The following is a 12,438-nucleotide window of genomic DNA, read 5'->3' on the forward strand; positions in this document are numbered from 1 at the left end:
ATATCTCAATCACGGATTAGGAGCGGAAAAATCCTATGTTTTTGTTCAACAAACTCAGGAACAAAATGATCCTTTGGTTTCTCGTCGTGGCCGTCATTCCACTTACTGCCGTTTCGATGTTTATCACGAGCAGCTTTTCATCCATTCTGATTGATAAACAAAAATCATCCTATGTTGACCTTACTTCCAGTACAGCCATAGCTATGGATCAATATCTGGACCGGCGTATGACAGAAATTCAGATTTTAGCCCGTACCTCGGATATTCAATCCGATGATGCAGCGGCAAAAAATGAATTCATCCGCAAGTTTACCGAGGAAATGAAACTGTATGACGGAAATACCTTTATCGCAAGTGATGGAAAAGTAACGGCTGATACGTTCCCCAAAAGCGTTGGAATCAATCTTGGCGAGCGCCAATTCTTCAAAGACGGTATGCAGGACAAGCCCAGCTTCTCCGATGTTCTAGTTGCGAAGACAACCGGCAATCGCTCTATCATCGTCGCTTCCCCTGTAAAAGCGAAAAATAATGAGAAGCTTGGTGTCTTGACCGGGCTCGTCAATGTAGATGACTTCACAGCTACATTCCTCAAGAATTTGAAAGTAGGCAACGATGGCTATCCGATTCTCGTTGATAACAAGGACCAGATTCAGTACCATCCTACCCAGGATCTGATCGGAAAACCGCTTGAGGAATCCGCTCTGCCGCAACCATTAATGGAAATCCTGAAATCAGGAAAAACAGAAAAGGGCTCATACAGCTACTCGGACAATGGTAAGGAATACGTTGTCACCTATTCCCCCATTCCCAAGACCAACTTTGGTTTGTATCTGCATATCCCTGTCGAATCCATAACGTCTGCGGTTTCATCCGTTACCAACATGGTTACGATCATTGTCATCATTGTTGTTGCTGTCGTGATCGCAATCGCGTACGCTGTTTCCCGGCAAATCTCCCGCCCTATTGCGGCAGTTGCCTCCGTGGCTAACCGCATTTCCGAGGGTGAACTGACTGTACAACCCTTGCAGATCCAAACCAAGGATGAGGTTGGACAGCTATCCCAATCCGTAAACACAATGGTGCTCAACCTGCGAACGATTATTCAACAAGTAAATGATACAGCTTCAGATCTTGCTTCTTCAGCAGAGGAATTGTCTGTCAACTCCGACCATACGAGCAAGGCTACCGAGCAAATCGCCATAACGATTCAGGAAGTAGCTTACGGTGCGGAAAAGCAAGTGAAGAGTGTAGAGGAAAGTGTCACCGCAATTCAAGGTGTATCGACAGGGGCCCAGCGGGTTGCCACGAATGCACAGCAAGCTGCCGAATCAGCTTTGGGCGCTTCCCAAATTGCAGTGGAAGGCAATCAGGCCCTTCAGGTCGTTATCAGCCAGATGCAATCGATCGAGAACACTGTTGGCAACATTGCCGATATCGTCAAACGATTAGGAAACAGCTCGCAGGAAATCGGACAAATTGTACAAGTCATCACCGGTATCGCTGAACAAACAAATCTGTTAGCACTTAACGCAGCTATTGAAGCGGCGAGAGCTGGTGAACAGGGGCGCGGATTCGCCGTTGTTGCAGACGAAGTGCGCAAATTGGCTGAGCAGTCCGCGCAATCCGCGCAACAGATCACACTGTTGATTACGACGATTCAGCTCGAATCAAACCAGGCTGTCCTTTCGATGGAACAGGGCACCAAAGAGGTCGCCACTGGACTTACAGTCGTTAACAATGCAGGCAAGTCCTTCGAACAGATCCAAGATGCTGTCACGCAGGTAGCAAGCCAAATTCAAGAAGTAAAAGCTTATTCTGAGCAAATGTCTTTTGGTACCAAACAGGTGGTAGAATTGGTCAGTGTCATTGAAGAAGTAGCGGAGAATTCTGCTGATGGAACACAAAGCGTGTCAGCCGCCACAGAAGAACAGCTGGCAGCTATGGAAGAAGTCAGTTCATCAGCTACTTCTCTGGCAAGAATAGCCGAAGAACTGCAATCTCATGTAAGCAAATTCAAGATATAGTCCAAACAACGAAAACAAGAAAAGCCGCCTTGCATGTGCACGGCGGCTCTTTCCTGCTTTCGCTTACACAAACTCCCACATCCGGTCAGGATGGTTCGTGCAAATTTGAACCTGAGGATGCCACGAAATGACTTCGCGGATATGCTTCGGATCATCCAGCGTCCACGCGATGACTTGGAAGCCTTTTTCAATCGCGGCTGCAGTTAGCTCACGCGTCAGAAACGGATATCCCATGGAGAGGATCGTGGCACCTGCTGCCTCCATCTGTTCCAGCATGAGTACAGGTCGGCCATATACAATCAGGCCTGTCTGCACTTCTTGGTCGAGCGTGCGAACGTGACGGATCAAATCGTGGTCAAAGGAAGTCAGGTACACCTCTTGCTTCATTCCATGCTTTTCTACAAGCGCGAGCACCTTTTCAGCGATACCCGGGTACATGTCACTTGTTGCTTTCAACTCGATATTTAGCGCGCAGCGACCTTTTACTGCGACTAGTACTTCCTCGAGTGTAGGGATTTTTTCGCCTGAAAACTTGTCGCCAAACCAGCTCCCTGCATCCAGCTCACGCAGCTCTGCCAAGGTATGATCCATGACCAGACCGTGGCCATTGGTCGTGCGTTCCAACGTAAAGTCGTGAATCAGCACCGGAACACCATCACGCGTCAACTGTACATCAATTTCCATTGCTTTGATAGCTGGCTCTGCCAAAGCCAGTCGAATCGCTGTCATTGTATTCTCCGGGGCTTTGCCTGACCACCCGCGATGTGCCATACAAATGTTCATTTCGCCAGCTCCTCTATCATTTCGTTTCTGTTATTTTTTCAAAAGCTTGCTGCCTTTTTCCGTCGCCGCCTGCATCGCTTCATCTACTGTCGCTTGGCCAAGCATCGCACGCTGCAGTTCTTTTTGAATCACATCCTGCAATTCTTTGTAGCCTGGAGCCATTGGACGAGGATAGCCGTATTGCAGTTGATCTACCGCGACCTTGAAGTTTGGTTCTTTTTCATAGAAAGCCTTCATTTCAGCCGAATCGATTGCTTCTGTCGTGACAGGCATATAACCGGAAGCGATTGACCAAGGAACTGTTTGCTCGGTATCGGTCATCCACTTCATGAATTCCCACGCTGCTTTTTTCTCCGCATCGGTCGACTTCGCCAGCATCACGAGATTCGCACCGCCCGTTGGCGTACCAAGCGTTTTATTGGCTGGCAGGAAAGCTGCACCCATGTCAAATTTGGCATTTTTCTTCAATTCCGTCAAGGAGCCTGTCGAGGTAAAAATCATGCCCACTTTTTGATTCAGGAAGTCTTGCTCCGCTACATCCCACGCATTGTAGTTCTCTCCTGGAGGGTTTTTCATGATGCCTTCCTTCACCATTTTGGACCAGAGCTCAAGCGGTGCTTTTCCTGCTTCGTTGTTGATCGTCAGCTCCTTGCCGTTCTCGCTCAGGATGTTGCCCCCGCCTTGGAAAACAAGCGCTTCGTAGAACCAGATATCCACGGGCGTCGAGAAGCCGTACCGAGTAATTTTGTCTCCTTCTTTCTTGCTCAGCTTTTGAGAAAAGCTGACGAGCTCATCCCATGTTTTCGGACCGTTTGTATCAAGTCCTGCTTCTTTTAACATATCGCGGTTGATGTACAGCAGTGGAGTGGAGCGGTTAAATGGCACTGCGTACAGTTTGTCATTCCAATAAGAGTTTTTCATGAGACCTGGAATGTACTTCTTTTCATCCCCTTGCGAATAGGGCGTCAAATCTTCCAAAACCTTTGCGTCTGCAAATGCTGCGATCGAAGCGATCTCGACCATCGTCACATCCGGATTGTTGCCCGCTGCTACAGATGCCAGTACTTTGGAATGGTTTTCTTGATACGCACCTTGGTAGGCTGGTTTGACGATAATATCTTTATGTGTTTCATTGAATTTTTTGACCATATCCTCGATGGTTTTCCCACGAACGCCACCCAACGCATACCAGAAATCAATTTGGACTGGGCCACTGGATGCTGTAGACGCTGCTGGCTGAGAAGTGCTGCCTGTACTAGCAGACTGTTCTTTTCCAGATGATCCGCATCCAGCCAACACTCCTGATAAACCAATAGTCAATGCACATAGAATCGTTCCCGTCTTTTTCATGGAAAACATGATTTGATTTCCTCCCTAAGAGCTATCTTTTTTATTTGGATTGGTAGATAAACGCTTTGATAATATGCCGTTGTGCCACGAAGAAAATCACGAGAATCGGTAGAATGAGGATCATGTTGCCAGCCATCATGACGTTCCACAAGGTTCCGCCGTCGGACATGTGTAAGCTGGATATTCCGATCGGCAAGGTGCGTACCTCGTCGCTGTTGGTCATAATCAGCGGCCAGAAATAGTCGTTCCAGTGGTAAATAAAGCTGAATAGTCCAAAAGTGACCAGCACAGGTTTCGCCATCGGCACCATGATCGTCCACATGATCTTCCATTCAGACGCGTTATCCAGACGTGCTGCCTCGATCACTTCATCGGGCACCTGCATGAATGCTTGCCTGAGCAGGAAGATTCCGAAAGCACTGGCTGCGTACGGCAAGATGAGCGACCACAGCGTATTAACGAGTCCCCAACCGCTCAATTGCACGTAGATCGGCAAAAAGATGACTTGTCCAGGAATCATCAAGACAATCAAGACAAGACCAAACAACAGATTGCGACCCGGAAACTTGTAGCGGGCAAAAGCGTAAGCCGCAGGCACCGCTGTCAAAAATTGCAGGATCAAAATCCCTACCGCAACCAGAATGCTGTTCCACGTATACATAAGGAACGGACCTGATTCCCACGCTTGGGCGAAATTGCTCCACTCCCACGTCTCAGGCAAAAGCGTCGGGGGAAATTGCAGGACCTCTGGCATCGTTTTGAAAGCCGTCGATGCCATCCACAGAAACGGGAACACAAACAGGAAAGCCACGATCAAAAGTCCAATCCATTCCACGGTCTTGCGTGAAGCCAAAACCACTCGATACATGCTGCTCCTCCTTTCTCACGAGTTCATCAGCGATAATGTACGCGCTTGGACATCACTAGGAAATGCAAAGCTGTTAAAATCCCTACCAGTATCAGCAAAATGACAGAGGCAGCCGAAGCAATCCCACCATTGTAGAAGTCCATTCCCTGCTCGTAAATGTAGTAGACAAGCATGTTCGTACTATTGATGGGACCACCCTGCGTCATAATGGCAATCGTGTCAAATGCTTGAAAGGATGAGATCGTATTGATAATGAGCAAAAAGAAAATCGTCGGCGACAGCATCGGTATGGTAATCCGTCTCAGCGTCCGCCACCATGGCGATTGATCGAGCGCTGCTGCCTCGTATATATCGCCCGGTATGCTTTGCAAACCTGCGATGAAAATGAGCGTGTTATAGCCGACACCTTTCCAAATGCTGACGATAATCAGTGACAGCAAGGAGCTTTTCGGGTCAGTCAGCCACGTATACGCAGGCAATCCGACCGCTTCCAGTCCTGCGTTCAATAGACCAAACTGTGGGTCCATCAGCCACATCCACAGCATCGAGACGGATACCAGGGAAATGATGTGAGGACTGAAGACAGTCGCCTGAATAATGCCGTACACCTTTGCCTTTTTGTTCAGCCATAGCGCGAGCAGGAAGGATAGCGTCAGGCCGATCCCCACTGTCGCAATGGTAAAGACCGCGGTATTTCCCAATACTTGATGAAAATCTCCGTCTACCATCAAGTCCTGATAGTTTTGCAAGCCTACCCATTCCATTTGCTCCAAATTGATCAAGGACCAGTCCTGAAAGCTCAAATAAATGATCGAGCCAATCGGGTAAAAGAAGAACAGGACAAAGCAAATCAATGCGGGTGCCAGATACAAGTACGGACGCAGTCGGGATGCGAGCTCAGACCAGGCAAATGCCGACGGACGCACTTCTGTTTTCGACTGGCTTACACCCGGCAACTCCTGTACAGTTGCCGCTTTTCGCATCAGCTATCCCCTCCTGCACGTGTCGATACAGGCTCTCGTCCACTCATGCGCCCCACTCGTTTTCCGCTCCCTTTTTCGAACACATATATGTACTCCCACGGTACAGTGACCGTGACCGAGGAGCCGACCTGCATCGCTACCTCCGAGTCCGCTTTGACGATGACCCTGCCTTTTTCCGTCTCTACATGAAGGAGCGTATCTGAGCCGAGAATTTCTCTGGATACGACCTGACCTCGTGCGTTCCACATCTCTTCGCTCGTGATGGCAGAGACAGCAGTAGGCAACAACACTGCTTTTTCCGGGCGGAATCCCCATACGTGCTCACTCTTGCCCTCCGCAGAAACAATGTTCATCGGCGGAGAGCCGATAAATTGGGCGACAAACAGATTTTCCGGCTCCTGATACAAATTCATCGGGGCCGCTACTTGCATAATGTGTCCGTCATTCATGACAACGATCTGATCGCCCATGGTCATCGCTTCTACCTGATCATGTGTCACGTAGATGAAAGTGCTACCGAGCTGCTTGTGCAGGCTCGTCAATTCCACACGCATCTGATTCCGCAGCTTCGCATCGAGATTGGAGAGCGGTTCGTCCATCAGGAAGACCTTTGGCTTTTTCACCATGGCCCGCGCGAGTGCAACACGTTGCCGTTGACCACCGGAGAGCTGAGAAGGCTTGCGCTTGAGGTAATCGGTTAGCCCGACGATTTCCGCGATCTCCTCTACCAGCACCTGGCATTCCTTTTTCGATATTCCGCGGTTTCTCAACCCATAAGCGATATTGTCATACACGTTCATTGTTGGGTAGAGAGCGTAATTTTGAAAAACCATCGCAATATCACGCTTGCCAGGTGGCAATTGGTTCACCGTTTGATCACCGATCATGATTTTGCCGTCCGTCACTGTTTCCAAGCCAGCGATCATCCTGAGTGTGGTTGATTTCCCACAGCCGGACGGACCTACCAGAACCGTAAAGGAGCCGTCTGGAATGACCAAATCCAATCCTTTGACCACGCTTTGATTCTGAAAGGCTTTCGTTACCTGCTCCAACACCACACGTGCCATTTGTTTTTATTTCCCTCCTTGTGCCTTTGCGGCCAGCATTTCCGTAACAAATGCCTCGAAATTAGCGTAGCGGTAATCCGGAAAAGCGTAGAGCCAGTTCTCTTGTCCGTACCACTCCAAAACGACAGACTGCACACCCGCTCCTACCGCAGCCAGTACATCATAGCGACTGTCACCGATCATCATGGCTTGCTCGGGACGTTTGTCCAGTGCCACCAGTGCTTTTTGTACAGGCTCAGCCGACGGCTTGCCTCGTGATACATCATCGACCGTGACGATTGCCTCAAACAGATGCTCAATCCCCGCCATCTCCAGACCAGCCAATGTAAACTCCCGTTGCTTGTTCGTGACGATCGCCATCGTGAAGCCCGCCGCCTTCAGCTTTTCCAACCCTTCGCGAACAAACGGAAACAGTTTGACGTGTTCTTCATGATGCTCCCGTACATAGGCGAAGTATCTCTGCAGCACTTCCTTTTTGTCAGGTACGCCTGCTGCTGTAGCAACTGCCGCCAAAAAATCATCAAACGATTCGCCAAAACGCGCGAGCAGCTCTTCCCTGCTAAAATGTCCCGGTGCGTACTGCTCAGCCGTAAAAGCAACGGCATCCACGACCGCATCCCGACTGTCTAGCAAAGTCCCGTCCAAATCAAATAACAACGCTTGAATCAAGGTTCACACACTCCTTCCACAGCAGGGGACTTCCGACTGAAACAGCTGTCGCCCCATGCTTTAATACTTCCTCCATCTGTTCCCGCTTGCGAATCAGCCCGCCAGAAATGATTGGGGTATCGATAACACTTCGAAATTCTTCGATAAACTCCGGCAGCAAAGCAGGCATCAGCTCAACGGCGTCAGGCTGTGTATCTTGCAGGGAGGTTAGGCCTGATTTAATCGAGTCGCTATCGACCAAAAACAATCGCTGAATCGTCAGCAGGCCTTGCTTTTTCGCCAGCTTGACCAGTGTGTTGCGCGTAGTGACGATCCCGTCTGGCTTGACGTAATGCGCCAGAAATGCGATTCCTTCCCGGTCATGACTGATTCCGCCGATCCGCTCCAAATGAAGAAATACAGGGATATTTTTCGACTTAAAATAATCCACGTAGCCTTTGATCACACCAATGTTACCAATCGAGAGTACCGCAGCACTCAAATTTGCCTCTGCCGCTTTTTCCAGGTGCTTCGCTTCTTTTACGGAAGCGATCAGCTTGTACTTTGCCAGTCTTGCATGAAATTGTTCCTGGTTCACTCGCTTAAGCCTCCTTATGCCCAAGACAAAAAACCCTGCGACATGACAATGCCAAAGAACTCTCGATGAAAGTGCTTGGAAAGGCTGTCGGGGGTTTCTCCATGGCTCCAACCGAAGGGATTGTTCACTTGTTACTTTGAATGGTACTGTACGAGCGTTAAGGAATCTTGAAGCAAATGTTAATAAACGGAAAAGTTCCTGTAAGGATGGAATTGACGGAACGGAAGAGCGGATGTATGATCCATCTATATTCAAATAATCAAATATTCGAAAATACGAAAAGAAGGGTTGCAATCATGAAGTGGGCACCAAGATTCGAAGGCTACGATCTCGTTTCCTTTCGAAAAGACTGTGTATCAGGCTTAATCGTCGGCATTATCGCGATACCATTGGGGATGGCATTTGCTATCGCCTCCGGAGTAAAGCCTGAGTACGGGATTTACACGACCATTATCGCCGGAATATTGATTTCTCTCTTTGGCGGTTCCCGCTATCAAATCGGGGGACCTACGGGCGCTTTTATCCCGATATTATTTGCAATCGTCATGCAATACGGTTATGCAGACTTGCTCCTCGCTGGATTCATGGCAGGAATTCTCCTTGTTCTCATGGGGGCTCTACGGCTGGGAGGGCTGATCAAATTCATTCCGCGACCCGTCATCATCGGATTCACTTCGGGGATTGCTGTTATCATCTTCTCTGGTCAAATTGCCAACTTTCTCGGCCTGGAACAACTGCAAAGACACGAGGATTTTTTGTCCAACATGGGGGAAATCGTCCTTCATCTAAACACGATTCATGTATACAGCGTAGCCATCGCTATTTTGAGTCTCGCCCTTATTTTGGTGACTCCCCGATTCTTCCGTAGCATACCGGCCTCTCTCGTCGGACTCGTAGTCTCCAGTGTCGTTTCCGTCCTCTTTTTGGAAGGAAAGGTAGCGACAATTGGCTCTACCTTTGGAGAGATACCGAGTACATTACCCGGCTTTCATTTTCCTGAAATCACATGGGAACGTGTCCAAAAGTTACTGAGTCCTGCCTTGATCATTGCTATACTAGGAGCGATAGAGTCTTTATTGTCTGCTGTCGTCGCCGATGGGATGACACGCAGTCGCCACAACAGCAACCGGGAATTAATCGGCCAAGGAATTGCCAACATCGTGACTCCGTTATTTGGGGGAATTCCGGCTACTGGCGCGATTGCGAGAACAGCCACCAACATTCGAACCGGGGCAACCTCCCCCATGTCTGGCATCATTCATGGTCTGGTCGTTTTGCTCATCCTGGTGCTGTTCGCCCCTTACGCCTCGCACATTCCGTTGGCGAGTATGGCGCCGATCTTGATGCTGGTTGCCTGGAATATGAGTGAGCGCAAGGAATTTGCCCACATGCTAAAAGCGAAGACGAGCGATTCTCTTGTGCTGGTGCTCACCTTCCTTTTGACCGTTTTCACCAATTTAACCGTCGCTATTGAAGTGGGGTTGGTGCTGTCTATCCTGTTATTTGTCAAACGAACACGCGATAGCTTGCGGGTAGCTCAGGTACTGCCTGATCCCTCGTCCAAGCACGACAAAGTCATGCCGCATATGGTTACCGATGGGCACGATTGCCCGCAAATCAGCATCTACACGATTGAGGGTCCTCTGTTTTTCGGGGATGCCGACTTGTTTGAAAGCTCCCTCACGCAAACCCTTCAACGACAACCAAAGGTATTGCTGCTGCGGATGGGAAAAGTCCCCCTGATGGACATGACCGGGGAAGCGAAATTGTCGCGGATTGTGAAACAATGTATGGACCAAGGGACAACAGTCCTTATTTCCGGAATCCAATCTGGCCCCAAGAAAATCTTGCAGCGTACGGGGCTATATGGCCTCGTAGGCGAAGCTCACTTTTTTGCTCATACTGGAGACGCGATCACGTATGCCCTCAGTTTACTGGATACTGGGAAGTGCCTCGGATGCAAGCATTTTGCCTTCCGCGAATGCACGCGTCTATCCGCTCCTACTGAAACTTCCACATGATGTTACGATCGGAGGAACCTATCATTGAATTTGGAACTACAACAATTTAAAGCGAATTTTTTCAAGGCATTGGGTCATCCCCTGCGGATTCGGATTCTGGAGCTGCTGGCGGAAGGAGATAAGAATGTAAACGAGCTTCAGACACTCATCGGGAGTGAAGGCTCCGCTGTTTCCCAACAGCTCGCCATTTTGCGGAACAACAATATCGTGTACGGAACGAAGGACGGAAACAAAGTCACCTACTCGCTGCGTGATCCGATGATCATCGAGCTATTGAGTGTGGCCAGACAAATTTTTAACAATCACCTGATTGATACGATCTCTATGCTGGATCGTTTTAACGAGGAATCATCGCTTGAGTCAACATAGGGGAGGAGAAGAAAAAGCATAGTTCTCTTCGACTCTGACACGCCCGCAAGGGGGATTCACTGGCCTTCTACACTGCAAAAAGGGGACCGTCGAGCCAAAGCCACCCTACGGGCGGAAGCTTCTCAAGGAAGAAGTGTTCGACAAGCGTGGTCCCCTTTTTGCAGTTCCGACTGGGTTGGCGTTGTCAAGGTCTACGAGCCCTGTGCTTTTTCTTCTCGCCAGCTTTGTTGGTTCATCGATGTCTTTTAAAACTTAACCGCTATTACAAAAAAGCCCAGGACCTTTAAAACGTCCTGGGCCTTCCTATGTTTACTGGGAAACGGCAATGACTGCATCCAATGCGATCAACGCTTCTGCTTCAATGGCTTTTGCCATCACATCGGTGTGCGGGTTATAGGATTCGATCAGGTCTGCATCTGCATACCCGTCAATCGCCAAAATAGAGCCTGCCTTCATACCACGGAGAGCCGCAATCACGAAGAGGGCGGTGTTTTCCATCTCGACTGCCAAAACGCCAGCTTTTTGGTACAGCTTGTGCGGGAACTCCAATACCCCACTGTAAAAGACATCGAGTGTCAGCGTGATTCCTTCGAATACCTTCAAGTCTGATGCGTTTGCTCCTGCTGCTTGTACAAGCGCGTCCACGACATGGCGATTGGCAACAGCCGGGAATCCCACAGGAACCAACTGACTGGTCAAGCCATCTTGGCGAACCGCTGCGGAGCTGATGACGAGGCTGCCTGTCTCGATTTCTTTTTGATATGACCCGGCAGTTCCTACACGAATGATGACCTGAACGCCGCCCTTCGCCAGCTCCTCGAAGCATACGGCCGCTCCCGGTGCACCTACCCCATGGCTCACTACCGCTACCTTAACGCCTTTCCACGTACCCGCATAGCTGTGATATTCACGGTTTTCCCCGATTTGACGCTGATCGTCGAGTTTCGAAGCAATCAAGGCTGCACGTTTTGGATCTCCGCACACGATGACGCGCTTTGGCAGTTGTTCTGGATCTACCTTTAGATTCGTCAACATCTCAATCGAACTCCTTTTTCTCCCACTCATCCTCTGGGATCGGCAATGCTTCACCGGAGAACCGCTCTTCACGAAACGGGTCTGCGATCAAGTGAAAACCATTTTGCTCCCAAAAGCCGGGCTTGTTTTCGGTCATAAATTCAATCCCTCTGATCCACTTCACACTTTTCCAGAAATACAGATGAGGAACAACCAGGCGAAGCGGCCAACCGTGCTTGTCCGTCAGTCGCTCTCCATCAAAGGAGTGAGCCAGCAGCACATCATCACGCTCCAGATCCGCGAGCGGCACATTGGCGGTATAGTCGTGATCACCGTGCAGCATGACGAAGTTCGCTCGCGGAGTCACGCCAATTGCTTGCAAAAAATCACGAAAACGCACGCCTGTAAATGCATTGTCAAAACGGGACCAGCGTGTCACGCAGTGAATGTCGCTCGTCACTGTCACCTGTGGCATCGCCATGATCTCTTCGTAGGAGAGCGTCACTTCCCGGTCTACCTCACCGAAAACACGCAGTGTCCATTCGTTCATGTCATACACCGGCACGTCTCCCTCATGCAAAATGGGAAACCGCTCTGTCAGGATTTGTCCTGGCGGAAGTCGTCTGGCGAGTCCCGGTCCCACTGGGGCGGGTACTTTCATTTTTTTGATCCGATCTGCCTTGTTCATATCGCATTTCCCCTTGTCTTCGCTG

General features: G+C 49.6%; 12 protein-coding genes. 3 read left to right on the forward strand and 9 right to left on the reverse strand.

The window, feature by feature from the left end; all coding sequences use genetic code 11:
* The first annotated feature begins 35 nt into the window (after positions 1-35).
* On the forward strand, positions 36-2,024 hold the full coding sequence (locus HPY27_RS13835) for a methyl-accepting chemotaxis protein (RefSeq protein ID WP_174225253.1): 1,989 nt from the start codon (positions 36-38) through the stop codon (positions 2,022-2,024).
* A gap of 63 nt (positions 2,025-2,087) precedes the next feature.
* Here the strand turns inward: HPY27_RS13835 and HPY27_RS13840 are convergent, their stop codons facing one another.
* From HPY27_RS13840 to HPY27_RS13870, 7 genes are read right to left on the reverse strand one after another with little or no spacing between them, the layout of a single operon-like run.
* On the reverse strand, positions 2,088-2,807 hold the full coding sequence (locus HPY27_RS13840) for a glycerophosphodiester phosphodiesterase (protein WP_017252462.1): 720 nt from the start codon (positions 2,805-2,807) through the stop codon (positions 2,088-2,090).
* A 30-nt stretch (positions 2,808-2,837) separates the two neighbouring features.
* Positions 2,838-4,166 carry an ABC transporter substrate-binding protein gene (locus HPY27_RS13845; RefSeq protein ID WP_017252463.1) on the reverse strand — a complete coding sequence of 443 codons (1,329 nt, stop codon included), beginning with the start codon at positions 4,164-4,166 and terminating at the stop codon, positions 2,838-2,840.
* Between the two features lie 31 nt (positions 4,167-4,197).
* Entirely contained in the window at positions 4,198-5,025 is an 828-nt protein-coding gene (locus tag HPY27_RS13850) for a carbohydrate ABC transporter permease (protein ID WP_017252464.1), read from the reverse strand.
* Positions 5,026-5,051: 26 nt separating this feature from the next.
* Positions 5,052-6,008: a carbohydrate ABC transporter permease gene (locus tag HPY27_RS13855; RefSeq protein ID WP_017252465.1), complete on the reverse strand. Its 957-nt coding sequence runs from the start codon at positions 6,006-6,008 to the stop codon at positions 5,052-5,054.
* Complete coding sequence (locus tag HPY27_RS13860) at positions 6,008-7,075, reverse strand: ABC transporter ATP-binding protein (RefSeq protein ID WP_173623286.1); 1,068 nt, start codon at positions 7,073-7,075, stop codon at positions 6,008-6,010. Before HPY27_RS13860 ends, HPY27_RS13855 begins: the two co-directional genes overlap by 1 nt.
* Before the next feature lie 6 nt (positions 7,076-7,081).
* The gene (locus HPY27_RS13865; RefSeq protein ID WP_173623285.1) at positions 7,082-7,744 is read right to left on the reverse strand and encodes an HAD family hydrolase; all 663 of its coding nucleotides are present in this window, start codon (positions 7,742-7,744) and stop codon (positions 7,082-7,084) included.
* Complete coding sequence (locus tag HPY27_RS13870) at positions 7,722-8,321, reverse strand: glycerol-3-phosphate responsive antiterminator (protein WP_017252468.1); 600 nt, start codon at positions 8,319-8,321, stop codon at positions 7,722-7,724. The genes HPY27_RS13865 and HPY27_RS13870 overlap by 23 nt, the downstream gene beginning before the upstream one ends.
* 296 nt (positions 8,322-8,617) lie before the next feature.
* Between HPY27_RS13870 and HPY27_RS13875 the strand changes: the two genes are divergently transcribed.
* Together HPY27_RS13875 and HPY27_RS13880 are read left to right on the forward strand one after the other, a co-directional pair.
* Positions 8,618-10,342, forward strand: a complete 1,725-nt coding sequence (locus HPY27_RS13875) for a SulP family inorganic anion transporter (RefSeq protein ID WP_174225254.1) — start codon at positions 8,618-8,620, stop codon at positions 10,340-10,342.
* Between the two features lie 24 nt (positions 10,343-10,366).
* Positions 10,367-10,711 carry an ArsR/SmtB family transcription factor gene (locus HPY27_RS13880; RefSeq protein WP_069851171.1) on the forward strand — a complete coding sequence of 115 codons (345 nt, stop codon included), beginning with the start codon at positions 10,367-10,369 and terminating at the stop codon, positions 10,709-10,711.
* A gap of 309 nt (positions 10,712-11,020) precedes the next feature.
* On the opposite strand, the gene HPY27_RS13885 is transcribed toward HPY27_RS13880, so the two are convergent.
* Positions 11,021-11,746 carry a nucleoside phosphorylase gene (locus HPY27_RS13885; RefSeq protein ID WP_017252471.1) on the reverse strand — a complete coding sequence of 242 codons (726 nt, stop codon included), beginning with the start codon at positions 11,744-11,746 and terminating at the stop codon, positions 11,021-11,023.
* 1 nt (position 11,747) lies between these two features.
* Complete coding sequence (locus HPY27_RS13890) at positions 11,748-12,413, reverse strand: sulfite oxidase-like oxidoreductase (RefSeq protein ID WP_173623282.1); 666 nt, start codon at positions 12,411-12,413, stop codon at positions 11,748-11,750.
* Positions 12,414-12,438 lie beyond the last annotated feature (25 nt).

This window comes from Brevibacillus sp. HB1.1 (assembly GCF_013332445.1).
Lineage (GTDB): Bacteria > Bacillota > Bacilli > Brevibacillales > Brevibacillaceae > Brevibacillus > Brevibacillus porteri.